This window comes from Nonlabens sp. Ci31, from assembly GCF_012974865.1.
Lineage (GTDB): Bacteria > Bacteroidota > Bacteroidia > Flavobacteriales > Flavobacteriaceae > Nonlabens.
Window position 1 is genome coordinate 1,479,456 of the sequence record NZ_CP043633.1, and the last position, 26,552, is coordinate 1,506,007.

The 26,552-nt window shown below is 37.8% G+C and carries 17 protein-coding genes; 11 read left to right on the forward strand and 6 right to left on the reverse strand.

Annotated elements, in window-relative coordinates; genetic code table 11:
* Positions 1 to 223 precede the first annotated feature (223 nt).
* Positions 224 to 1,327, reverse strand: a complete 1,104-nt coding sequence (locus tag F0365_RS06600) for a TolB family protein (protein WP_169932975.1) — start codon at positions 1,325 to 1,327, stop codon at positions 224 to 226.
* A gap of 89 nt (positions 1,328 to 1,416) precedes the next feature.
* Here F0365_RS06600 and F0365_RS06605 point away from each other — a divergent pair, with 89 nt between their 5' ends.
* The 4 genes from F0365_RS06605 (at position 1,417) to F0365_RS06620 (ending at position 6,083) form a co-directional block, all read left to right on the forward strand.
* Positions 1,417 to 1,656 carry a type II toxin-antitoxin system ParD family antitoxin gene (locus F0365_RS06605; protein ID WP_169932976.1) on the forward strand — a complete coding sequence of 80 codons (240 nt, stop codon included), beginning with the start codon at positions 1,417 to 1,419 and terminating at the stop codon, positions 1,654 to 1,656.
* A complete protein-coding gene (locus tag F0365_RS06610) occupies positions 1,649 to 1,942 on the forward strand; it encodes a type II toxin-antitoxin system RelE/ParE family toxin (protein ID WP_169932977.1) in 294 nt (97 codons plus the stop codon). The genes F0365_RS06605 and F0365_RS06610 overlap by 8 nt, the downstream gene beginning before the upstream one ends.
* A 64-nt stretch (positions 1,943 to 2,006) precedes the next feature.
* Positions 2,007 to 3,248: a M28 family peptidase gene (locus F0365_RS06615; protein ID WP_169932978.1), complete on the forward strand. Its 1,242-nt coding sequence runs from the start codon at positions 2,007 to 2,009 to the stop codon at positions 3,246 to 3,248.
* Between the two features lie 645 nt (positions 3,249 to 3,893).
* Positions 3,894 to 6,083 (forward strand): TonB-dependent receptor, encoded by a 2,190-nt coding sequence (locus tag F0365_RS06620; protein WP_169932979.1) that lies wholly within the window; start codon positions 3,894 to 3,896, stop codon positions 6,081 to 6,083.
* A 120-nt stretch (positions 6,084 to 6,203) separates the two neighbouring features.
* Here F0365_RS06620 and F0365_RS06625 read toward each other — a convergent pair whose 3' ends face one another.
* A complete protein-coding gene (locus tag F0365_RS06625) occupies positions 6,204 to 6,638 on the reverse strand; it encodes a Rieske (2Fe-2S) protein (RefSeq protein WP_169932980.1) in 435 nt (144 codons plus the stop codon).
* Between the two features lie 229 nt (positions 6,639 to 6,867).
* Here F0365_RS06625 and greA point away from each other — a divergent pair, with 229 nt between their 5' ends.
* Both greA and F0365_RS06635 read left to right on the forward strand, forming a co-directional pair.
* Positions 6,868 to 7,350 (forward strand): transcription elongation factor GreA, encoded by a 483-nt coding sequence (greA, locus tag F0365_RS06630; RefSeq protein WP_169932981.1) that lies wholly within the window; start codon positions 6,868 to 6,870, stop codon positions 7,348 to 7,350.
* The gene (locus tag F0365_RS06635; RefSeq protein ID WP_169934782.1) at positions 7,344 to 7,739 is read left to right on the forward strand and encodes an HIT family protein; all 396 of its coding nucleotides are present in this window, start codon (positions 7,344 to 7,346) and stop codon (positions 7,737 to 7,739) included. Before greA ends, F0365_RS06635 begins: the two co-directional genes overlap by 7 nt.
* A 231-nt stretch (positions 7,740 to 7,970) precedes the next feature.
* Here the strand turns inward: F0365_RS06635 and F0365_RS06640 are convergent, their stop codons facing one another.
* Positions 7,971 to 8,420, reverse strand: a complete 450-nt coding sequence (locus F0365_RS06640; protein WP_169932982.1) for a nucleoside deaminase — start codon at positions 8,418 to 8,420, stop codon at positions 7,971 to 7,973.
* Between the two features lie 555 nt (positions 8,421 to 8,975).
* Here F0365_RS06640 and F0365_RS06645 point away from each other — a divergent pair.
* Both F0365_RS06645 and F0365_RS06650 read left to right on the forward strand, forming a co-directional pair.
* Positions 8,976 to 9,884: a hypothetical protein gene (locus F0365_RS06645; RefSeq protein ID WP_169932983.1), complete on the forward strand. Its 909-nt coding sequence runs from the start codon at positions 8,976 to 8,978 to the stop codon at positions 9,882 to 9,884.
* Between the two features lie 114 nt (positions 9,885 to 9,998).
* A complete protein-coding gene (locus tag F0365_RS06650; protein ID WP_169932984.1) occupies positions 9,999 to 11,762 on the forward strand; it encodes a 1-deoxy-D-xylulose-5-phosphate synthase in 1,764 nt (587 codons plus the stop codon).
* A gap of 3 nt (positions 11,763 to 11,765) precedes the next feature.
* Here the strand turns inward: F0365_RS06650 and F0365_RS06655 are convergent, their stop codons facing one another.
* Both F0365_RS06655 and dgt read right to left on the reverse strand, forming a co-directional pair.
* Positions 11,766 to 14,573, reverse strand: coding sequence for a T9SS type A sorting domain-containing protein (locus F0365_RS06655; RefSeq protein WP_169932985.1), 2,808 nt, complete (start codon positions 14,571 to 14,573; stop codon positions 11,766 to 11,768).
* A gap of 48 nt (positions 14,574 to 14,621) precedes the next feature.
* Positions 14,622 to 15,953 (reverse strand): dGTP triphosphohydrolase, encoded by a 1,332-nt coding sequence (gene dgt / locus F0365_RS06660; RefSeq protein ID WP_169932986.1) that lies wholly within the window; start codon positions 15,951 to 15,953, stop codon positions 14,622 to 14,624.
* A 159-nt stretch (positions 15,954 to 16,112) separates the two neighbouring features.
* Between dgt and F0365_RS06665 the strand changes: the two genes are divergently transcribed.
* The 3 genes from F0365_RS06665 to F0365_RS06675 all read left to right on the forward strand — a co-directional run bounded on the left by F0365_RS06665 (position 16,113) and on the right by F0365_RS06675 (position 22,571).
* Entirely contained in the window at positions 16,113 to 18,845 is a 2,733-nt protein-coding gene (locus tag F0365_RS06665; RefSeq protein WP_169932987.1) for a TonB-dependent receptor, read from the forward strand.
* 90 nt (positions 18,846 to 18,935) lie between these two features.
* Positions 18,936 to 20,081, forward strand: a complete 1,146-nt coding sequence (locus F0365_RS06670) for a hypothetical protein (protein ID WP_169932988.1) — start codon at positions 18,936 to 18,938, stop codon at positions 20,079 to 20,081.
* A 228-nt stretch (positions 20,082 to 20,309) separates the two neighbouring features.
* Positions 20,310 to 22,571, forward strand: a complete 2,262-nt coding sequence (locus tag F0365_RS06675) for an inorganic phosphate transporter (RefSeq protein WP_169932989.1) — start codon at positions 20,310 to 20,312, stop codon at positions 22,569 to 22,571.
* A gap of 433 nt (positions 22,572 to 23,004) precedes the next feature.
* On the opposite strand, the gene F0365_RS06680 is transcribed toward F0365_RS06675, so the two are convergent.
* A complete protein-coding gene (locus F0365_RS06680) occupies positions 23,005 to 26,547 on the reverse strand; it encodes an efflux RND transporter permease subunit (protein ID WP_169932990.1) in 3,543 nt (1,180 codons plus the stop codon).
* Positions 26,548 to 26,552 lie beyond the last annotated feature (5 nt).

Sequence of the window (26,552 nt, forward strand, 5' to 3'; positions counted from 1 at the left end):
GATTTTATGTAAATCTGATAACGAACCTCATAAATAAAGAGGTTTGAAATACCTAGATCAGTTAAATAGAAAGAGACTGTTTATAAAATTAATTTTTCCACTGAATCATGTTCCCTACCAACTTCTGTTCTTTAAAAGAAAACAGAGAGTGAAACATAAAGAACGAATGATAAAATAGGCAACACAAATTGCCTACTGCCCACTCATTTTGCTGCATACAGGATTAATCCTTCCACTCTGCAATAAACAAGTTTGTATCGCGTCCACCACCGTTATTGCGGTTGGATGAGAAGGCCAGGTATTTTCCATTGTTTGAAAATACCGGGAAAGCATCAAAAGTTTCTCCAGCAGTAATGCGTTCCAGACCAGTTCCGTCCGTATTGATCATGTATAGGTTGAAAGGGAAACCGCGCTCTGCTTCAAAGTTAGAAGAGAACAAGACACGTTTCCCATCTGGTAAAAAGAAGGGAGACCAGTTGGCATTTCCTAATTGGGTCAACTGACGCAAATCAGACCCATCTGCATTACAGATATACAATTCCATTTCTGTAGGTTGCACCAATCCTGTTTTAAGTAAATCTTGGTATTCTTTAATTTCTGCTTCGGTTTTAGGTCGTGAAGAACGGAAGATCAATTGTGTTCCATCTGGCGAGAAAAAGGCACCACCATCATAACCCAATTCAAAGGTGATTTGCTTTACATTTCCACCATCAATATCCATCGTGTACAATTCTAAATCACCGCTCCGGTCGCTGGTGAAGACAATTTTATCCCCTTGTGGAGAAACCGTAGGCTCTGCATCATAGCCTTTTTCGTTAGTCAGTTGCGCCGTGATATTCCCATCCAAATCTGCTACAAAAATGTCGTAGCTGTCATAAATAGGCCATACATATTTGCCGTTTTCTTTGAGTGGTGTATCAGGACAGTCGTCCATCACAAGATGTGTACTGGCATAAATTACGTGTTTATTATCAGGTAAGAAATACGCACAAGTGGCTCTTCCTTTGCCAGTAGAGACCATTTTTGGCACGCTTTCCTGCCTGCCGGCAGGCATGGCGCGAAAGCTGTCTCCATTATTCATCAAAAACATTTGATCACAACCTACATCCCAATCGGCATTGTTGCTTTGAAAGATGAGCTGCTTGTCATCAAAACTCCAATACGCCTCAGCATTATCACCGCCAAATGTTACTTGATACATGTCCTTAAAATGATTCTCACCTTCCATAATAAGAGGGTTTTCATTTGCAGCGGTATCTTCACTAGTGGCCTTGTCTTTACAACTGATAATGGTGATGATGGAAATAAGGAATAAGAACTTTTTCATGAGTTTTTAATTTTCGTGCTAAATTACAGCCTATGGCTTTAGTAAAAAAATCATATACTTGATGTAATTACGCACCAATAACTTACCACATGTCACGACAAAGTATTACACTAACAGAACCAAATAATGAGTGGTTAAAAGATCAAGTGGAGAGCAAAGAGTATTCTAGTAAGAGTGAATTGGTTAACGACTTAGTACGACAAGCTAGAAATCAGCAAAAACAGATAGACTGGATCCATCACAAACTTGAAAAAGCAGAACAAAGCCGCTTTACGTACGATAGCCAGCAACAGATTTTAAAAGAGTCTAAATCAAGGCTTGATGGCTGATTACCTTTTGAGCAGTGCTGCAAAAGAAGATTTAATAAGGATGCATCATTATGGCGTCCACAAATTTGTTATGCAACAAGCCGATAGCTATTTCAATTCTTTTTTTGAGTATTTTAAAATCATAGCGCAAAGACCCTATTCATTTGAAGCCGTTGAATTTATCAAACCTGGGTATAGAAGATGTGTTTGTGGCTCAGACAGTATGTATTACTGCATCAATAAAACTAAAAATAAGGTTGAAATAATGACTATTATAGGGCGACAGGATTTAAAGAATATGCCGTAATTGGCTTTAAAGCGCTCCGTCTTATTTAAATTTGTTACCTACATTTCTATATAATTACACACTTATGAGAATCACGATACTTTTTATAGCCCTTTGTTTATTAGTCTCCTGTAAGACAGATCAAAAAAACCAACAACCCATCAAAGGCGACATGAAAGCAGATGTGGTTTACTTGGCTTCTGATAGTCTACAAGGGCGCGAGACTGGAACTTCTTATGAACTTCTTGCTGCAGATTATATTGCAAAACGCATGAAAGAATCCGGGTTAGAGCCTAAAGGAAATGCGGGAACCTATTTCCAGACTTTCTCTTTTAAACCTTCTAGTGGTCCACATCAAGAAGCAGCTTTTACAGACGAGAAAGGTGATGTATATTTAACAGGAACTAACGTCATCGGTTACATCGATAATGGGGCTGCACAAACCGTTGTTATAGGAGCACATTATGATCATTTAGGAATGGGCGGTGAAGGTTCTTTATACCGTGAAGGAGAGGCCATTCACAATGGAGCAGATGATAATGCGAGTGGTGTTGCTGTCATGCTAGACCTGGCTTATGACTTAAAAATGAGCGATAAAAAAGGAAATAACTATTTATTCATGGCATTTTCTGGTGAAGAGTTGGGATTGTTAGGCTCTAATTATTTTACTAAGAATTCTACGATTGCTCTAGATTCTATAAGCTATATGATCAATATGGACATGGTGGGAAGACTGAATGATGAGAATACTCTTGCCGTCTATGGCGCAGGAACTTCTCCTCGATGGAAACAAATCATCAACGCTGTAAATAAAGATTTTACGCTGGCAATTAGTGAAAGTGGCGTTGGACCGAGTGATCATACTTCCTTTTATTTAAATGATATTCCGGTATTGCATTTCTTCACGGGACAGCATGAAGATTATCACAAACCAGGCGATGATGCAGAGAAGCTGAACTATGCTGGAATGCAACAAATCTCCAACTATATTCTCAGAATAGTAGGCGAGACCGATAAAGCGGGAAGACTAGCCTTTAGAAAAACTAAAAATGAAAGCGAAGAAGTACCGCGTTTTAAAGTAGGACTTGGAGTAGTTCCTGATTATTTATTTACGGGTAAAGGAATGCGCATAGACGGTATAAGCGAAGATAAACCAGCCCAAAAAGCAGGACTTATGAAAGGTGATATAGTCGTAAAATTAGGAGACAGCACGATTGTAGATATGATGAGTTACATGCGTACGTTAGCAACTTTTGATAATGGCGATAAAACTATGGTTACTGTAGATCGTGATGGTAAAATGGTGGAGAAAGAGATAGAGTTTTGAGTAAGTTTCTTAGTCTTTGAGTTTGTGAGTTGTTGAGGCCATAGTAGTTCTTAGCTCATTTTGTAATTCTTGCATCGCAAACACCCTTTGACCTATCGGACATTTCCCTCAACGGAAACCTATAACAACTAGCTATAGAGATAATTAAATGTAGAGCTCAACTAATCATTTTCTCTCAAGCGAAAAGAAAAACTGGGTATTTGCCATGTTTATGATCACACATTAATATGTAATCTTGCGCAAATACTCTTTATCCTGCGCAGATTTCCCTCACAGGGAAACCATGAGTTCTATTTCTATCGAAATGAAAAGGAATTCTCATTTTTTCAATTTCAAATTTCTCAAAATTTCTATTTTTTTTTGATTTTCGTTTTGATTTTACCATTACATTTGCCGCCAATCTCAAGGGGTGCTTTTTGAACTGCAGGAATAATGTAGTTCAAATGGCTGAGATAATACCCAAGGAACCTGGGCGAGTAATGTCGCTAAGGGAAAAGATGTAAACTGGTTTTGATGTGTGTTTTATTTTCGCTTTCGCGAAAGCGTGCATCCTAACATTTTTATTTCAAGAGAATCCTTCACACAATTTATTTTAATCCAAACCGAATAAATGCCCCTTTTATTTGAACTTTAAACAAAGTTCTAATGAAACATTTACGTCGCGTTTTAATTGCAGCTGCACTGGCAACAACTGGTCTCGCAATAGCGCAAAACAAACAGGAGCAAGACTCCACAAAAGCTGAAAAATTAGACGAAGTTCTAGTAAAAGCAGTACGTGTTGATGCAAAATCACCCATCACACACAGTAATTTATCTAAGAAAGAAATTGCCAAACGTAATTTAGGACAAGACATTCCTATGCTGCTCAATTTCTTACCGTCAGTAGTAACAACAAGTGACGCAGGAGCAGGAATAGGTTACACGGGATTAAGGGTGCGTGGGGTAAGCTCGCAATCTACTAATGTGACCATTAACGGAATCCCTTATTCTGATGCAGAATCACTTGGGACTTTTTGGGTCAATTTAGGAGACTTTTCGTCCTCTGTAGAAAATTTACAATTGCAGCGTGGGGTAGGTACAAGTACCAACGGTAGTAGTGCATTTGGTGCTAGTATTAATATTTTAACCGATGCCTTTTCTAGAGAAGCGAGTGGTGAAATTTCTAATTCCTTTGGTAGTTTTAATAGTAGAAAACATACCGTAAAATTCTCTACTGGATTGATGAATGATCATTTTGAAATAGCTGGCCGATTATCTAACATTGAATCAGATGGTTATGTAGATCGCGCTTCTACTAGTTTGAAATCTTACTTTTTACAAGGTTCTTATGTGGATGATAATACACTTATTAAAGCGATCACATTTGGTGGTAATAATGTAACCTACCAATCTTGGTTCGGTATCGATGCTACAACGCTAAGAGAAAACAGAACCTTTAACCCGGCTGGAGCCTATGAAGATGAAAATGGCAATCAACAGTTTTATGATAATGAAGTAGATGATTACCGTCAGGATCATTATCAATTGCACTGGAATGAACGTTATAGCAACAATTGGTCTACAAACGTAGGTTTGAATTATACCTACGGTCGCGGATTCTTTGAACAATTTAGAGAAGATGATGACTTTTCTACATACGGTTTAAATCCGCTAGTGGTTGATGGTCAGATCGTTGATGAAACAGATCTTGTACGTCGCAGATGGTTGGATAACGATTACTATGTTTTTAATGCAAGTGCTAATTATAAGGATAATGAAATTGATTTGATCTTTGGGACATCCATCAGTCATTATGATGGTGATCATTTTGGTGAAGTGATTTGGGCGCGTTTTGCCAGTCAGAGCGATATTAGAGAGCGTTATTATGACGGTAATGGTAGGAAAAATGATCTTTCTGCTTTTTCAAAAGCTACTTATAAATTGAATGATCGTGTAAAGTTGTACGGAGATCTACAAGTTAGAAATGTGAACTATAAAACTTCGGGTATCAACTCTGATCTTTCTTTGTTTTTAGTGGATAAAAATTTCACTTTCTTCAACCCTAAAGCTGGAGTTACTTTTGAGTACAATGAAACTAATGACCTTTATTTATCTTATGCAAGAGCTAATAGAGAACCTAATAGGAATGACTTTGAAAGCAATCCAGATATAAAACCAGAGCAACTCAACGACTTTGAATTAGGATGGCGTCATAAGAAAGGTAATTTCACTCTTAATGTAAACAGTTATTTGATGTTGTACAACGAGCAGTTGGTTTTGAGCGGTCAGATCAATGATGTAGGAGCCCCTTTGAGAACCAATAGTGGAGAAAGCTACCGTCTGGGACTAGAAATAGAAGCGGTTATCCCAGTAACAAATCAGCTTACTTTACAGCCTAATCTTGCGGTAAGTAGTAATAAAAATAGAGAAACAGTACGATCCTTTGATGGCGAATTACAAAACCTAGGATCTACAGATATTGCTTTCTCCCCTAATGTAGTCGCTGCAAATGCTATAGTATACCAGCCATTAAAAAACTTTCAAATCTCCTTACTAAGTAAGTTTGTCGGAGAGCAATTTATGAGCAATACCGAGGCGCAAGATTCTAAACTTGATAGTTATTTTACAAATGATCTTAATTTCATATATACCATAAAGCCGAATTCAATTTTTGATACGGTAGTTTTTACTGGGCTAGTGAATAATATATTTAATCAGAAGTACGTGTCTAATGGATACTACTTTACGTTTGATGATGACTTTACAAATCCAGGTACAATTGCTACGGTAGAAGGTGCTGGGTTTTATCCTCAAGCAGGAATTAATTTCTTGACAGGTGTGACGTTGACATTTTAGTGGGTAGCAGGGAAGTTTATTTTATTTTTGCATTGCAATAATAAAACAGAAGTAGGCAGTCGATGGTATGAATTCGTATAGCTTCATATAAATTATCAATCACTGCCTACTTTTTTAACACTAATTGGTCACCCTAATAATGGCTCCGTTTCTTCGAGCGCGGTATGCTTTTAAGCCGTAAAGTCCTTCACCTTGAATGGGCTGCCCTGTAATAATATTGTATTTATTCTGGTCGTCAGTGCAAGGACAAGTGGCCTCGATGCCACTTACGGTCATGCGAGAACAGCCGTTAGGAGAATGATTAGGATCGCTTAATTCGTAAACAAAATACTGTGAGTTGTCTAAGTTGTATATCACAAAACCACGTAAGCCTACATTAGGAACAAGGACAGAATTCCCCGGGAAATTGAGGTTTCCATATTGAGGTAAGTTGGTGTTAAGGTCTATTTGAAAACCTATATCAACTAAAAACGGATTGTTATTACGGCCGTCATCGCTGGTACAAGCGAAAACGACAAATAAAATAGCGAGAAGATAAGCTTTGCGTATTTTCATTATAAATCAATAAGGTGTAAAAGTATAACGAACTGATTGATATTTATTATATTTGTTTTATAATCCCGCAGCAATGAAGGGATTTTGTTTTTTGTCATCACGAGCCATGATGTGAGTAATGGGGCTGGTGATTATACTGCTTACTTACCGAATCAAGTTCAACATAAATTTCAAATTCTCTAAGAAAAAGAAAGCGGAAGGCAAACTATCATATTAAAATAAAAAAGACATGAGTAACGTATCATATTATACAGAAGAAGGATTAAAGAAGTTAAAGGACGAGTTGAAGCAACTTAAAGATGTGGAACGCCCATTGGCATCGCAGGCTATTGGTGAGGCGCGTGATAAAGGAGATTTAAGTGAAAATGCCGAATACGATGCGGCAAAAGAAGCACAAGGGATGCTGGAAATGCGTATTTCTAAGCTCGATGCTATTGTTTCTAACGCACGTATCGTAGATGAAAACACGCTAGATCTTTCCAAAGTTCTTATTCATAGTACGGTTAAGATCAAGAATCTGGGCAATAAAATGACCATGAACTATAAGCTGGTGGCACAAAGCGAGGCCGATGTAACTAAAGGGCACATCTCTGTTGAATCACCCATCGGTAAAGCATTGTTAGGTAAAGTGGTAGGCGATGTGGCTGAGGCCGTTGTTCCTGTAGGAACCATCAAATTAGAAATCATAGAAATTTCAAGAAATTCATCATGAGCATTTTTACAAAAATCATCACAGGAGAAATACCGAGTTTTAAAGTAGCTGAAACTGAAGACTTCATAGCATTTTTAGATATCAATCCCAACGCTCCTGGGCATACCCTTTGTGTGCCTAAAAAAGAGGTGAATAAAATCTTTGACCTTGATAGCGAGACCTATTTTGATTTGATGGATTTTTCTAGAGAAGTGGCACTCGCGTTGAGGGAAGAAGTTCCTTGCGAGCGTATAGGAATGTCAGTAATCGGTCTTGAAGTACCTCATGTTCATGTGCATTTGATTCCCTTACGAGATATGGAAGATATGCGTTTTATCAATAAAGTCGACCTTAGTAAAGAAGCGATGCAAGATATAGCCGACCGTGTAAAAGCAAGGTTTGATAGCTAGTTATATCTTTGTGTTTCCAGAAAATTTGGTAGAAAATTCATAAATTAAAGTTAGCCTCCAAAGTTATCTGAAATGCATGATGGATCGTGATCATTTTACAAATAGAGAACGCCCTGCTGGATGCTTAATAAATTTGCGATACAAATTTTACTCATTTCAAAAGTCTTTTACGCAAATTTTCCAGCATGACAATTCAATTCAACTGACTTTTGCTCCAAAAATCTAAAACCTCTAATTCAAACCGCGCTTTCTAATAAAAAACTCCTTCATCAAATCAGCACAAGGTTGTTTGAGAATTCCAGAAACCACTTTTGTTTTAGGATGTAGTTGTGTTCCCATTTTTTGATAACCGCGCTGTTCATCACTCGCCGCAAATACTATGGTCCCTATTTGTGACCAGTACAGCGCACCTGCACACATCTGGCAAGGCTCTAAAGTGACGTAAAGAGTGCAATCTTTTAAATACTTACCACCTATAAAACTAGAGGCTGCTGTAATAGCCTGCATCTCTGCATGAGCAGTAACATCAGTTAGGGTTTCTGTAAGATTATGGCCTTTTGCAATGATGCGGTTTTGGGCTACGATAACAGCGCCAACAGGAATTTCATTACGCTCAAAGGCCGCTTCGGCTTCTTGCAAAGCCTTTCTCATGAAATACTCGTGGTCAAATGGTTCGATCATGTTTGTAAAAATAAAGCTAAAAGTAATAAGAAAATATAAATGAATAAGAGAAACAGAGTAAGTTGGAGTACTTCGGTAAACATAGTGTAAACTTAAACTGATGCCGTTTACAACTGGACGAAAATTGTGCTCCAAAAAGCTTTAGACTATAACGTTCAGTTAATTATTAATGAGAAAGCCTGTGAGATTTGACATGCCAGCTATTTGTGTTGGCATTGTCTAAATCTGATGTCGATTTAGGTCTTTAGATCAACATCTAGCTTTATAGATATTGACCAAACATACCAAAAGAAATACTTTGCATGTTGGTTTCTAAAAGTTCCTGTTTGGAGGGTATTGTTGAGATTTTGGAAATAAAATTATGCTCTATAAAAAGCTTTTGACTAATGCTCCACCTATTAATAGCAGCTTTTTTTTGAAATAATCACAATGCTTTTAGTTACACATCCTTTAAGGTTGGGGAACGGAAATCAGTTAGAGTTTATAAACTCCTAAGGCTATAAATTAAAGGCAAGACTTTTGATATGTTAGGTTTTTAACTTTAAAACACCAACCATGAAAGAATACTATCCCTTCAAGATTCCAGAACCTTGTCACGAGAATTGGAATCAAATGAAGCCTTCTGCAAAAGGCAGATTTTGTTCTTCTTGCGAGAAGACAGTGATTGATTTTACTAATAAGAGTACTCTGGAAATCGGTAATTATCTCAAAGAAAACTTACACCATGGAGTTTGTGGTCATGTCAATACATCACAGTTAGATCAAGTTATTTTAAAAATCCCAGCAACAACGATTTATCAGCTGCGATTTTCAACTCGGTTTTTTGCCCTAGCATTATTAATAGTCATGGGTACAACTTTGTTGAGTTGTGTTTCAGATAATGGAACGAAGCAAAAGATCGATGCGATAGAGATTATTGATTCTACAGCAAAAAACTCCAAGGATAAACCATTATCTATCAACGATAATCTTGATCATAATATCGATGAAGAAATCCCAATTACTGGCAGATTAAATGCGCCACCATCGCCGCCAGTTATTGTTATGACAACAGGAGAAATTGTCTCAATAGAAGGAGTAATGGTTTTAGAAGATCACTATTCAAATGAAGTACCTTTTGCTATAGTTCAACATCCACCTCAATTCCCGAATACTCCTAAAACTTTAACTAGAGAAGAAAGAAGAAAATCTTTTAGCGATAACATTCAGGAATTTGTAGAAATTAATTTTAATAAGAAGGTTCTTGATACAACTATATTAGGAAGGCATAAAATTTCTACTCAATTTAAAATTGATACGACTGGTCAGATCGTTGATATAAAAGTTAAAGCAAAATATAAAGTTTTAGAAATAGAGGCGTTTAGAGTTTTAAGAACTTTGCCAAATTTTAGACCTGGAAAAGATTATGACGACAATAAAGTAGCTGTCATGTATGCGTTGCCTATCATTTTTGAAAAGGAGTAATAAACTCCCGTTTTTGAATTGATCAATAATAACCGATCAAATTATAGCAATAGTCCATCAACAAATTACCAATTCATTAATTCAACAAATTGATAAATCATCTTACCTTTGAATATGTCTAAGAATTTACTTGCTACCATTAACGATCCTGCCGATTTAAGACGCTTGCCCAAAAGCGATCTGCCTGCAATTGCTCAAGAATTGAGAGCTTTTATAATTGATATAGTGGCGGCAAAAGAAGGACATTTAGGAGCAAGCTTAGGAGTGGTAGAATTGACCATTGCCTTACATTATGTATTCCATACTCCGGTAGATCAATTGGTTTGGGACGTTGGTCATCAAGCTTATGGACATAAAATTCTAACAGGTCGTAGGGAGGTTTTTCATACCAATAGAGACCTAGGCGGCATCTCGGGTTTCCCTAAACGTTCAGAAAGCGTGTACGACACCTTTGGAACCGGTCATAGCTCCACTTCTATCAGTGCTGCGCTTGGAATGGCAATGGCGAGCGCCTTAAAGAAAGAAGATAGAAAACACATTGCGGTAGTAGGCGATGCGAGTATCGCCAGCGGTATGGCATTTGAAGCTTTAAATCACGCAGGAGTGAGCGGTGCAGATCTTTTGGTTATTCTCAATGATAATGCTATAGGAATTGATCCTAGTGTGGGTGCGTTAAAAGATTATTTAACTAAGACTAAATCTGGAAAAGAAACGGGTAGCGATAATATCTTTGAATCGCTCAACTTTGATTATTCAGGACCTATAGACGGTCACGATCTACCGACCTTACTCAAAGAATTAGAAAGACAAAAAGACCTAAAAGGACCGCGGCTTTTACATGTGAGAACCGTAAAAGGTAAAGGCTTAAAACAAGCTGAAATCGATCAAGTACGCTATCATGCACCAGGAAAATTTGATAAAATTACTGGAGAAATTCCAGCTAGTGATACCAGTAAATTACCGCCTAAATTCCAAGATGTATTTGGCCATACGATAGTGGAGCTGGCTCGTGAGAATGAGAAAATAGTAGGGATAACACCAGCTATGCCAACAGGGAGTTCTATGAAAATCATGATGGAAGCGATTCCAGGTCGTGCATTTGATGTAGGTATTGCAGAGCAACATGCGGTAACCCTTGCGGCAGGAATGGCCACTCAAGGATTGGTTCCTTTTTGTAACGTATACTCTACTTTTTTACAGCGTGCTTACGACCAAGTGATCCACGATGTGGCACTACAGAAATTGCCAGTCATTTTTTGTCTCGATAGGGCCGGAATAGTAGGTCAAGATGGGGCAACCCATCACGGTGTGTTTGATCTCGCTTATTTGAATTGTATTCCAGACATGATTATTGCAGCACCTATGGATGCTGTAGAAATGAGAAACATGATGTTTACTGCTTCTCAAGGATTGGAGTTGCCTATAGCAATCAGGTACCCGCGTGGTCGTGGTAAGATCGTGAGGTGGCAACAAACTTTTAAACATCTTGAAATAGGCTCTTCTAGGCTTCTTAGAAAGGGTAAAAATATAGCTGTTATCAGTATTGGTCCTATCGGGACGATGATAGAAGAGTTGTTGGAAAAAGAAAACCTAGAGGTAACTCACTTAGATATTCGTTTTTTAAAGCCTATTGATTCTAAAGCTTTAGAAGCTATTTTTAAAGGTCATGATCACATTATTACTATAGAAGATGGCACGGTAGTAGGTGGTTTGGGAAGTGTTGTTTGCGATCTCGCTTTCGCGAAAGCGTACCAAGGAACCATTCATAAACGAGGCATTCCAGATGCTTTTATAGAACACGGCCCCACAGCCGACTTGCATAAAATGGCAGGAATCGATTATGAGGCTATTTTGAAATTGATCAAAAAATTAAATTAAGCCTTATTCAATAATAATCTTCTCTGTTTGAGAACGACCATTTGTGGTCAGTTTCATTAGGTATAAACCTGAACGTATGTCAAGCTGCAAGCTTGTCACATTAGAACTTAAGTTTTTTTCCGTTTCAAACACCTGCTGACCGCTTAGATTAAATATCTGAATACTAGTTTTAGCTAGGTCTTGACTAGAAGTAATAGTTATCGCTCCATTAGAAACAGTAGGGTAGATTTTAATCCCTAGATCATTTGTGTCAAACTCAGAGATGCTCAAGGTATCAAAAGTTCCTGTAAACATTCCGCGACCATGAGTTGTGGCAAGTATGGTATTATCGGCTGTTCTGAGATCCAGGTCCACTACTTTCACATTAGTCATTCCGTTGATAAGCGGTTGCCATGTAGGACTGACACTGTTAAAATCGCTCGTAGCATATATACCTGCTTCTGTACCTATAATTACCTCGCCAGGTAACAACGGGTTTGCGAGAATGGCTTTTACGGGTAGGTCTGGCAAGTTGCCTTCTTTTCCACTCCAAGTCGTTCCTCCATCAGCAGTATACCATATGTTTTGTACACCGTAATTGTGCATAGTAACATATATTTCTTGCTCACTAGTTCCAAATTCGACGTCTGAAATACTACCAAGAAAGTTAGGCCCTGTAATAGCAGTCCATTGCGGATTTGTAGTATTTGCATTAGTAACTACTGCCAGAGTAGATAATTCAGTTCCTACTAATAGCGTTGTGCTGGAGAGTGTGTAAGGAGATACTTTCATGGCCGTGGGTCGGTTAGAAGTTATTAGAAAATTTGTTATGGTGTTACAAGCTGCTGCGTTAGCAAATAATTGACAGGCGTCTATGGCATTATTGCCGCTAAAGTTTTTGCTATTCGAGTACAAGTAGTCTAAATTACTATCCAGTTCTGCTACATTGATAAAGTCGCCATCAGCATTGCTACCACCATCTCCACAATTAAAAGTAGCGATGCAATAACTAAAGTTATAATTAGGATAGCTCACGTATCTGTGGTTGTTGTACTGTGATGTAATTATGGCATACCCACCTGCATCATCTATTGCCACGTGCCCGCCATCTCCGCCTAGCTCCGTAATAAAATTATTCATTCCAGCTGATGCATTATCTATAGCCAAAGTACCATTGTCTTGTGAGCCGCCTACGAGATCATCTCCTGCACCAATATTGGAAGCTATGCTTCCATAGTAGAATTGTGTCACATTATAACCGTTATTTCTAGTTAGAATTGCAGTGGTCGATAAGTCAGCAGCGCTAAAAGAGTTTGCCCAAGAAACGCCACCATCGCTTCCTATGACGCCTTGATTGGGGTCTGTTGGGTGGAAAGTCAATGCGTGGATATCAGCATGTACAAAAGGGATGTTTAAATTTTCAAGTCCAAATGCATTGACCCATTTAGAGATTTGGTTCCAGGTGTTACCTCCATTTGTAGATCTAAAGGAATCGATTCCTCCGGCATAAATGATTTGATCATTACTAGGATCTACTTCTATCACTAAATCATAAAATGCTTGTCCTCTTGTAAAATCGGTGGGAGGGATGGAGCTATCTGCATCATTAGGTTCATTGATTGGGGTAGTGGTCATTAAGGCATCGATGCTTTGATATAAGTTTCCTTCACCAGCTACTTGTGCTGCTATATAAAATAGATTTTGATTTGTTGAAGACGCAGCAATTTCAATACGGTCACCACCTGTAATGGTACTTTGAAGATTCCAGTTGAGTCCATCTGTAGATTGGTACAAACGACCGCCGCCACTATTTGTTCCGGGCACTGAAATCGTACCCATATAAAGTTGATTATTAGCACTTAATTCAAAATCATTTGGAGCTACATAAAATGTCTGACCACCAAATAAATATTCCATAGACGTGTTTTCTACTCGCGACCAGCTCGGTCCATTGTCTGGGCTTCTATAAAGTCCTGCATTTTGAGCTCCTAAAATATTATTTGGATTAGATATGTTGAAGTTGGGTGATCCATAAATGGTAGAGCCTACGCCTACAAAGACTTCACTAGTTCCATTGTTATCCCATACGATGACATCGGTAATAAAGAAAATCCCAGCGGTAAACAAATTAGCAGGAGCACTTAAATTTCCTGGTCCAGCAGGAGTAATAGGTACGTTGACCCAAGTGCTTCCTCCATCAATAGTTTTATAAAGGCCATTCCCTACAGCTGCACCCGCAGTATATTGTTCACCTGTTCCTATATAAAAGGTCATGGAATCATTAGGGTCTATCGCATAAGCGCTTACATTTAGATTTGCTGCAAGGCCAGGAATTATAGTCCATACAGAATTAATATCAGTGATGTCGTTATTCACCCATAAACCGCCACCTACACCGCCGGCAAATACTCTGTTGTAATCTGTGCCATCTCCGTTATTTGCTCCTAGGTCATTAGGATCGTAAAATACCACTCTCGTTCTTCCTCCTATATTAGAAGGTCCTCTTTCTTCCCACGCTCTCGAGTTAGAACCAGGGGCACTTTTCACTATATCGGTAGCTATGCTTTTTACCTTATATGGAGTTGGTATCCCTGTCGTAGGATTCATGGTCAGTTCCCACATACGCTCATTATAAGCGTTAGGTGGTAATGAAAGTGCTTTACGTTCGGCTCTTGAAAGTTTTATAGTTTCCCTAAAAGGACTGTTTTCTAACAGTTGCCTGTGGAGCGCTCTAGCCTCTTCTATTCCTTTTTCTTCTTTATTAAAAACAAATAAGCTAATTACAGCAACTGTAAAGACTAGAATACTTGAAACAATTAGTTTTTTATTCATCTGATGGGTATTAATGCCTTAAAGTTAAGACAATTGAGAGGTTTTATTTTAAATTTTACCATTGATCACTTCAAATAAAGCAATGGACTTACTGTCTGTAAGAGAAGCGACATAACCACAAACGTCTAATATACGTTCATACTTATCAGTCCCGCTTAACCTAAGACCTTTACAAGATTTAAGAATTAATTGATCGTAGGAACTTGTCATTTCCTCAAAATCGTTGATACTGGCTTTGATAACGGCATTTAAAATATCTTGAAGAATTTTATACCCAGCAATTTCTTTTTGAACGACTTCTTCATTAGTATAAACCTTATCAACGGTAATGCTGAGAATGTCTTCAATTTGCGCTTTGTATTTGGACTTATCGGTGAGTGCATGAGGAAAATTACCAGCTAATATAGCCTCTTCATGTTCCATAAATATAGAGATACAGTCTGTTATAAGGTTGTTTATAGCTAGTGATCTCAGATAAGACAATCGCTCTGAAGTAGTTGATAACTGGGTATAAACCTCCGTTCTAATCGTATCTCTAACCAGCTTGATTAATTGTTCTAGCGCGTGATCTTCACTGATCCAGCCTAAATTTATACCGTCTTCAAAATCAATGATGGTGTAACAAATATCATCTGCAGCTTCTACCAGATAAGTGAGTGGATGTCGGTAATGAGTCTCCTCTGTACTATCGTTGTTTACGAGTCCTAGTTCGGTTGCTACATCTTTAAAATGAACTAAATCTGCTTGAAAGATGCCGTATTTTTTTTGCGAAATGTGTTTGGTAGGTCGGTACGGGAGCGATTCTTTAGGATATTTGATAAAAGCCCCAAGGGTAGCATAGGAGAGTCTTAACCCTCCAGAGGTTCCCGGACTATCTAGATTTAATAATCGGTATCCGTTAGCATTTCCCTCGTAAGAAAGTAGGTCTTGTTGCTGCTTTGGCGAAAGCGTGCTTATCAACCCAGCTCCTAGTTCTGTTTTAAAATAACTGCCTATAGCCTTTTCTCCACTATGACCGAAAGGTGGATTTCCTATATCATGGGCCAAAGCCGCTGCGGCAACTATAGCGCCAAAATCCTGTTGTTTATAGCCAGCTGCCTGCAAATCAGGATGCTTTTCTAGAATACGCTGACCAGCCATTCTTCCTAAAGAACGACCTACAACGCTTACTTCTAGGCTGTGCGTAAGTCGGGTATGAACAAATCCACTTTGGCTTAGAGGAATTACCTGTGTTTTATCTTGAAGGGATCTAAAGTGTTGAGAGAAAATGACACGGTCATAATCTACTTCAAAGCCCAGTCTTAATTCATCTTGTTGCGATCTAAGCCTAGGTTGTGAGTCGCCATATCTTTTAAGGGAAAGTAGTTGCTGCCAGTTCATTTACAGATTATTTTTTGTGCAAGATAAGAATCATTCCAAGCTATAGACTTACTGATTTTACTTTACTATTTCTTAACAATACGAATTGATGAATTAATCATAGCATAACCTGTGTACATGCATTTAGGTCGTTCATTTGCAAAATCTAATTTACACATAATGAAGAAGTTAATTTTCGCTTTATTTTTAATGCTAACTACCTTTGCTACAGCGCAAAACGGTAAAGTTGCAGGATTGATTACAGATAAAGATTTTGATGATGATCCAGTCGCATTTGCCTCTGTTCAACTTAAAGGCACGACCTTGGGTGCTCAGTCTGACATGGATGGAAATTTTTCTATTACAGCTCCAGTTGGAACCTACACGTTGGTAATAACATTTGTAGGAATGCAAACTGTTGAAATCCCAAATGTAAAAGTACAAGAAGGCTCTACTACAAGGGTTAATGTATCTATGAGTGCAGAAGCTGGAGTTTTGGATACGATTGAGATCGTAGTGACTAAAAGCAGAGAAAGTCAAGAAGCTTTGATACTTGAAAAAAAGAATTCTATAACTATAAAACAATCCATAGGTGCTGAAGAACTTTCACAAAAAGGAGTGAGCGATGCTGAAGGTGCGGTTACTAAAGTAAGTGGTGTTTCTAAGCAAGCTGGTGTAAAGAATGTATTTGTAAGAGGTCTAGGGGATCGTTACAACTCTACTTCTTTAAATGGTCTACCATTACCATCTGATGATCCTGAGTATAAAAATATCTCTTTAGATTTTTTTAGCAGTGATTTAATTGAAAGCGTCGATATCAATAAGGTTTTTGGATCTGAGATTACAGGAGATAATGCCGGTGCAAATATCAATATTGATTTGAAAGGACTTTCAGGCAGAGAGGAATTAGGAGTAGGTTTCTCTACTGGGGCAAACATGCAAACCTTGGGTGCTGAATTTAAAGGTATTGCAGGAGAAGGTTTCTTCGGTTTTAGTGATGCAGAGTTGCCTGTTACTAATCTTAATGTGTACAGTTTCAACAATCAACTAGCTCCTAGTTCAGAAAACAATTTAGTGAATTTAGGTCTTTCTATCAATGGAGGGAAACGTATAGATATAGGAGACAATTATTTAAATATCTACGGACTTTTGACATTTGACAATGGGTACCGTTTTATCGACGGTAATGTAAAAAACACGAACAGTGCCGGAAGCATCTACTTAGATCAGGATTTTGATAAATATGAGTATGAAACTTCTCAAATAGGACAGTTCAATCTAGATTACCGTTTTGGGAATAATAATATTGAGTTTTTAACGATGTACATTCATAAAAACACTCAGAGTTTTCAAGAATATGAAGGTATCAATAATCCAGAACAAGAAGGCGACCGTGTGTTTGTGAGAAGACAGCAAACGAATGACAACAATCTTTACGTGAGTCAATTATTGTCTCATTTCCAGCTAAACGATAGACTGGACCTTGACTTAAAGGGATCTTTTAATGCATTAAGAGGTAGTGAGCCAGACCGTAGAAATTTTGAATATTTATTTAGAGATGGTTTTTATTCTCCTAACATAGACTCAGGAGGTAATAACCAGCGATTCTTTAGTAAGGTACAAGAGAACGATTACAATGCAAATGCTTTGTTGAAGTATGACCTTAATACTAATGAAGAAGATGAACGACCTAACTACTTTACAGTAGGAGGAGATGTAAGATGGACACACCACATTTTTCAGGCAACCACCTTCAACCACACTTTTGACACTCGTATCGCTGTAGATATTAATGATGTAGATGCTATTTACAGTCAGCCCTCTTTAACTGCAGGAAATTTTAGATTAGAAACAGGGAGAGGAAGCGCATTAAACCCTCAGGCATTCAATCCATTTTATTACATAGGTGATAAAATCATATTTGCTGGACAAGGAAATTATGTAAAAGGATTTACTGAAAAATTCTTACTTAATGTAGGTATGCGTTTTGAAAACGTAAGTCAAGAAGTGGAATACGATACAAACATTGCTAGAAGTGCCACAAATGGTCCTTCAAAAATCGATGAGAGTCTGTTCCTTCCTAGTTTAGGAATGAAATATTCACTTAACGATGATAATATCGTCAGATTAGGGGCGAGTCGAACTTACATCATGCCTAGATTTAAGGAGATTGCTCCTTTTAGATATGCTAATCCAGGTGGAACAGCTACTCAAGGTAATCCAGATTTACAAATTTCTAATGTGACTAATTTTGACTTAGCATATGAATATTATCCTTCAAAAGGTGAGATCTTTTCATTAACAGGTTTTTATAAGAATATTGAAAACCCAATCGCTCGTACAGAAATTCCTAGTGGAGGGAATACACTTACGTACTTAAACGTAGGAGATAAGGCGACAGTATTGGGAGCAGAGTTTGAATTGCGTAAAGACATCTTCTCTAAAGAAATGCCAGAAGCAGGATTAGAAATGGACCGCGAGACTAAATTTGCTTTAGGTTTTAATGCTTCTTATATCTACAGCAAGCAAGAATTAAATGATCCTCTAGCACAGTTTACAGAAACGAGTACAGCGCTTCAAGGTGCTGCTCCATTGTTAGTAAATCTAGATATCAACTACAACACGTTTATCAATAAGAGCAATGTAAACACGGCATTGGTATTCAACTATTTTACAGAACGTGTTTATTCAGTAGGTACTCGTGGTTTTGAAAACATAAAAGAAATAGGGGTTCCTACACTAGACTTTGTAAGCTCTATAGGTATAGGAGAAAACGGAAAACTTTCCTTAAAGGCTAGAAACCTGTTGAATCCAGAATACAGACTAGAAAGAGAAGGTAATGACGGTAACATTGTGTTAAGCAATTACAAACGAGGACTTGACATTAGCCTAGGATACAGCTATAAGTTTTAAAGGTTTGGTAATCTTTAGATAACCTTAATCGCATTATTACGATGTTACTTTGTGTCAACAAACAAACTCAAAAAATTTAAATTCGACAAAATGAAAAAATTAATCTTATCCGTAATCGCAGTAGCTGCTATCGCCATTACATCTTGTGAAACTGATGATATCGTTATAAATGGTGGAGGAGACCAAGATTCTTTAAATCTTGCAGGAAACGTACTTGAAAACAGAACCCTTACATCTGGTAATGCTTATGTGCTTAATGGACCTATGTTTATCAAAGATGGTGCAACTTTAACTATTGAACCTGGTACTACTATTACAGCACAAGCTGGAGGTACTGACGTTTATTTATTAGTAGAAAGAGGTGGACGCATCGTAGCAGATGGAACTGCTGCTGCACCTATTAGATTTACAAGTTCTTCAAGAACTCCAGCCGCTTGGGGTGGGGTTATTATCAACGGAAATGCTTTTATATCAGGACAGAATCCACAGGGACAAAATGAAGCCGGTACAGAGGTAAACACAGGTATTCTTTTCGGTGGTGATAATGATACAGAAGATTCTGGAATCTTAGATTACGTCATCATTGAATATACAGGTGCACGTATCGATGGGGATGCAGAGCACAATGGTCTTACGCTTAACGGTGTAGGCTCAGGTACTACGCTTTCTAACATCTGGATTGCAAATGGTGATGATGATGCTATTGAATTCTTTGGTGGATCTGTAGATGCTTCTAACATCTTTGTACTAAACGCAAAGGATGATATGTTTGACGTAACTCAGGGTTATAGAGGTACATTAACTAATCTTTACGGAGTACGTGAAGCAGGTTATGTTGCTGTAACTTCTGACCCAAGAGGAATCGAGGCAGATGGTAACCTTGATGGTAACTCTCCATCAGATAATACACAGTCGGTGTTCACGGTAAATAATATAACAATTGCTACTTCTGGGAACAGTGTAGATTTCTCTGACTTGATTAAAGTACGTCGTGGTGCAACAGCTACTATCAATAACGCGCTTGCAGGTACATTCGGTACAGCAACAGCTTCTGATTTTATCGATCTAGAAGACTCGAGAGGTAATTCAACTGCTGCAACTGTTATAAATGTAACAGCAAATGGTACCGCAGACGGTACAGATATAAAAAATACTCCAGCTGCTACGGTAACTGTAACAGGTACTAATACAGGAACTGACGCAACTCTATTTGCATGGACAGGTTATATATTCTAGTACTATTCTAAACATCATTTCAAAAGGCTGCTCTATCGAGTGGCCTTTTTTGCGTTTATAGAGCTTTGTGTTGTTCCGCTTTCGCCTAGAGCTGCCTCAGGATAAACTTCTATTTTTAAATAAGAAAATAGAAAGCGATATCACCAACAAACAGCTTTATTAATAACAGTAGCATAACATTTAATAGTAGCAGATAGCCGACTTTTGCAAATTGATTAAACAAAAGAAATGTCAGATATTTATATTTACATGCTTATCATTCTTGCGGGACTTGCTGTTACAGATCTTGTAGTAGGAGTGAGTAATGATGCCGTTAACTTTTTAAACAGTGCCATAGGTTCTAAAGCCATCAGTTTTAAAACTATTATGATTATTGCAAGTGTGGGAATAGCCTTTGGTGCGCTTTCTTCTAGTGGTATGATGGAAGTGGCTCGTAAAGGGATTTTTGTTCCTGGCGAATTCTATTTTGATGAAGTCATGATCATTTTTATGGCGGTTATGATTACTGATATTTTACTGTTGGACTTTTTTAATAGTATAGGATTACCTACATCAACAACAGTTTCTATAGTTTTTGAATTATTAGGAGCAGCGGTATGTATGTCTATTATCAAGATCAATGAAAATGATTCTGAAACCTTATTAGACCTTGGAAAATATATCGCCTCTGAGACCGCAATAGAAATTGTACAAGGAATACTGTTATCTGTGCTTATCGCGTTTGTAATAGGTGGGTTGGTTCAGTTTTTCTCCAGGCTTTTATTGACTTTCAATTACAACGGAAGACCACCATATTTAGCTGCTGTTTTTGGAGGGGTCTCTTTAACCAGCCTATTTTATTTTATCATATTTAAAGGTCTTAAAGGAGCAGATTTAGGCGTCGTTACTGATTTCTTTGCGGCAACTAATGTGTATACTTTTATAGTTACAGCCTTTTTGGTTTGGACTATTTTCAGTTTTATTTATGTCTATGTTATCAAATGGGATATTTATAAACTCATCATTATTTCGGGAACCTTTGGTCTTGCCATGGCGTTTGCAGGAAACGATTTGGTCAACTTTATAGGGGTGCCTATAGGTGCTTATCAAGCTTGGGAATTTGCTGAGGGAACCGGCCTTCCAGCAAATGAAATAGGAATGAGCTTCTTAAGCGGGGAACTCCCCTCTAATAAATGGTTATTGGTAGCCGCAGGATTGATTATGGTAGCAACTCTTTGGTTCTCATCAAAGGCGCAAGCTGTTGTAAAAACCTCAGTAGATCTGGCGCGTCAAGACTCAGGCACAGAGCGTTTCCAGTCTAACTTTATTTCCAGATTTTTAGTGCGCTATTCTTTGTATGTTGCTGAAGGCGTTAAACAAGTTATCCCAGAAAGAACAGCAAACTATATTTCTTCTCGATTTGAAAAGCTTCCAGTTCCTGCTGTAATTCCAAAACATGCTGATAAACCTGCATTTGATTATGTACGTGCATCAGTAAACCTTATGGTTGCCAGCGTGCTTATTTCCATAGCTACTTCTTATAAATTACCTCTTTCTACTACCTATGTGACCTTTATGGTAGCCATGGGAACTTCACTTGCAGACAGAGCTTGGGGTACTGAAAGTGCTGTGTATAGAATCGCAGGAGTATTGAACGTTATAGGAGGATGGTTTTTTACCGCCTTTAGTGCATTTACAGCAGCAGCTGTTTTTGCTTACCTTATTTATCTAGGCGGAATGTACGCCGTTGTAGCTTTAGTTACTCTGGCAGTTTTGCTAATTATACGCAGTTTTATTGGTCATAAAAAATCGCAAAAAGAGCAAAAGGTAACGGACCAACTTCAAAAAGCAGAAAGCAAGACCATTCAAGGTATTATCAATGAAAGCTCTGACAACGTGGCGACTGTTTTTAAACGTTCTAAACGTATTTATAAGAACACCTTAGACGGTTTAATTGCACAAGATCTGTCTATTTTAAAAGCCTCTAAAAAGGAAAGTAAAAAACTTGCCGGAGAGATAGACGAATTACGTAACAATATCTTTTTCTTTATTAAAAATTTAGATGATCAGAATTTGGGCGCGAGTAAATTCTATATAGATGTACTAGGTAATCTTCAAGATATTTCTCAGTCACTAGACTACATCTCTAAAGCGAGTAACACGCACATCAGCAATAATCACAAAAGCTTAAAATTCACTCAGATCAAAGATCTTAAAGAGATCATACTGCGCATTCACGAGATATTTGACGATGCACAAGAAATCTTTAACACCAAAGACTTTAATAGTTTAGAGGCTATTATTCTTGAAAAACGCGAGCTCATTACTTTGGTTAATGAAAAAATTGACAAACAAGTAAAACGTACTAAGGATGATGACGAATCACCTAAAAATACCACCTTGTATTTCAGTCTTTTATTAGAAACACGAGATTTGATGAAGGAAACTATTCAGATTGTGGAGCAATATTACCGAGAGTTTGATGCTTCTAAATCGGAACCTATACCTTAGAACGCTTTTCAATAAAATTAAAAACCGACTTTAACGAGTTGGTTTTTTTACGTCTGTAAGTTAGGGGAACACTATTTTAATTTATAGAAATCAAAGATTTTCTTTTCTAATTGCCTTGCGGTAAAACAGTTTTGGCTTAAAAGAAAGCCCAATAACAATTCCCTTAAGCTTCACACAAGTGGCTGAGCTCTATATTCAATGCATGTGAAGAATAAAGTGTAGAAGTGTTCCGCTTTCGCGAAAGCGGTATTCAAATAATTAGTATATAAAAACTACCAACACCTATAACAGCTCAGGCTTAAGTTGGTTGCTTGTGATCCACAAATAAGTAGAAGTAGAGTTCACTTTATCACACTTTTAAACGGCTTCTTGACGAGCATAAAAAAAGGCATTTACCTTTAGATAAATGCCTTTTTAACTCCACTGAAATAGCTTAAGCTACTTGTTCTTCTTCCTTAATATCTGAAGGATCATTTTGTGCTTTTACTTTTACTGGATTTTTAAATCGCTGGAACCTTAATTTTGCTCTATGTACCAAATACAATAGAACAGGTATGATTATTAAAGTCAGGAACGTAGCAAATAACAAACCGAAGATTACGGTCCAGGCTAGAGGTCCCCAGAAAATAACGTTATCTCCACCCATATATATATTAGGATTGCCTGTACTAAACAAACTAAAGAAGTCGATGTTGAAACCTATAGCAAGTGGTATCAAACCTAATACTGTAGTGATAGCAGTTAAGATTACCGGGCGCAAACGCGCTTTTCCTGCCTGTACTATTGCTGTAAAAGCATCTTCTTTACTGATAAGGTGCTTGTCATCATCTATTCCTAATTCTTCTTTTCTACGCAGTTTTAAAATATCTACGTAGTCGATCAGTACCACACTATTGTTAACTACAATACCAGCAAGAGATATGATACCCATCATGGTCATCATGATTACAAATGGCCATCCCGTGATCATCAGTCCTAAGAATACCCCTATAAAACTTAAGAATATCGAGATCATGATGATCGTTGGTTTAGAGATACCACCAAATTGGAAAATTAAAATGAAAAATATGGATAGCAGACCAAAACCTAAAGCAGATAGAAGGAATTCTTGTTGCTTATTCTGTTCTTCTAGTTGTCCTGTGTAATCTATGTTGATGTTGTCAGAAAGATCTTCAAAGTCCAGCATCTCGTTCTGTATTTGAGCAACCGCTGCTCCAGCATCAGTAAAACCAGGTTTTAAGGCACTATATACAGTTACGACACGCTGATTGTCTTTATGTTTAATCGCGCTAAATCCGGAAACATTTTCTTGTGTCGTCACCGAACTAACAGGAACTTCTAATACCTGACCAGATGCCATATCTCTGAAGGTAATACGTTGATTAAACAACGAGCTGCGGTCGTAGCGGTTCTCTTCATTAAAACGCACATAGATATCGTAATCTTCACCGTCTTTTTTATAAATACCAGCTTTTTCACCAAATATAGAACGACGCAATTGCATTCCTACTTGGCTGGCACTAATTCCTAATTCTCCAGCTTTTTCACGATCTACTTTAACTTGCAGTGCGGGTTTACTTTTATTCACGTCTATCTTTAATTCATCTACTGGAGCAATATTTTTTTCGTTTAGGAATTTTACCATACGCTCTGCAGTAACGATCAACTCTTCGTAGTTATCTCCTTGAAGCTCTACATTGATTGGGTATCCTGCTGGTGGACCAGCGGCATCTTTTTCAACACTTATCGCAATACCTGGGAACTTGCCTTGCACTGCTTCTTGAATCTTTTTGCGCAATACCTCACTGTCAGCTCCATTGCGGTATTTGTATTCTCGCATAGAGGCGGTAATCTTCCCTTTGTTAGGCATCTCAGCGGCGCTACCTCCATCGGTTTGGGGATTTCCAGCTCCTTCACCTACCTGTGATACGGTACTTTCTACTAAAAAGTTCCTGCCATCTTCTAGGTACATCTCTTGATTGATCACATCGTAAACGACGGTTTCAATTTCTTTAGTGGTTTTATTTGTCTTGGAAATAGAAGTACCTTGAGGATACTCTATGTATACCATGATCTGGTTAGGCTTATTTTCTGGGAAGAACTCTACTTTGGTACGACCAGTACCTACGGACCATCCAAAATATAAAGCTAGAACACCAAAGAACATGACTGTCATTCCAGCCGTAAAGAAATAAGGTTTCTTACCTCTTAATGCAAATCTTAGGAAACGTTCATAAGCATTATCTAACCATTTCAACATCCTGCGTTGGAAATAGAGAGTTGCTCCTTTTACAACATATTTATACAACCATAATAAAATCACGGTCACAACCATCACAGAGCCTATGCCTCTTACCGCACCGCCAAAAAGTAAAATCAAGACACCAATCCCACCCATTACTAAGGTAATAAGTCCTAGTTTTTTAAGCGGAATGTTCTTTTCATCAATACTCATGTATTTAGAAACCAACATGGAATTGAAGAAAATCGCTACTACAAGCGAACTTCCTAATACGACAGACAAGGTAATAGGGAAGTACTTCATAAATTCTCCCATTACGCCTGGCCATAAACCTATAGGTACAAATGCTGCTACCGTAGTTAAGGTAGAAATGATAATAGGAACTGCAATCTCGCCAATTCCTATCTTTGCCGCTTTGATACGCGACATTCCTTCTTCGTCCATCAATCTATAGACGTTTTCGACCACTACAATACCATTATCTACCAGCATTCCTAATCCCATAATCATGGCAAAAAGAATCATGGTATTCAAAGTATAGCCTAAGAAATTGAGGATAATAAAACTCATTAACATAGACATAGGAATCGCAAATCCTACAAAAAGTGCATTCCTAAATCCTAAAAAGAACATCAATACGGTAACTACTAGAATTACTCCAAAGATGATGTTGTTGACCAGATCATCTACTTGATTTAACGTACGGCTGGAACCGTCATTAGTAATTGAAATATCTACGTTTTGGGGGATATTTCCATTTTCTTGGGATTCTGCTACAATTTTTCTAACGCCTTCTGCAGCTGTAATCATGTTTTTACCAGACTGCTTTTTTACGTCTATCATCACTACTGGCTCACCAGATTCTCTCGCAAAAGTGGTTTTGTCTTCTTCTTTAAAGTTTATATCTGCAATGTCTTTAAGGTAGATAGGTCCTTTTTCATTCTTAACCACAAAACGCTCTAGTTGATCGGGATCTGTAATTTCACCTAGAATTCTAATCGTACGTCGTTGACTTGCTGTCTTGATATTACCAGCACTCATGGTGGAGTTTCCGCCACGAACTGCATTGATGACATTGTCAAAACTAACTTTGGCAGCGGTCATTTTGTAAATATCTACTGCTATTTCCACTTCAAGTTCTTGAGCACCTCTAATACTTGCTTCTTTCACTTCTTGTAAGCTTTCAATCTCATCTTGCAGGTATTCAGCAAAAACTTTAAGTTCTCGTACCGTATAATCACCACGTAGATTGATGTTCATAATAGGCACTTCTTCACTCATTTTGAGGTCAAAAACATTTGGTTCAATCTTAGCGCCATTGAATGTAGGCCAGTCTTCACCAGAAGTTTCTACATCTATTTCATCCTTTACCTTCTGCTTTGCTTCTTCTACTGTTAGGCTGGAGCCTAGTAAAGAGCCTTCTTCAAATTCTACGGTAATGATGGAATAATCTTCTTGTGAAGTCGATAGGATCTCTGCAACACCCGAGATATTCTTTAATTTATCTTCTAAAGGGTCTGTAATAAGACGCTCTATATCTTCGGCGGTGTTACCTGGGTAAACGCTAGAGATGTATATTTTAGTTTCCTTTACCTCCGGAAAATCTTCTCGAGGCATAGCAAAATATCCTTGAATTCCTAGAATAAGCACTAAGCCTATTAGAACCCAGATTACGGTAGAGTTGTTGATTGCCCAAGAGGAAAATCCAAACTCTTTTTCACTTTTCTGTCCCATTGTAA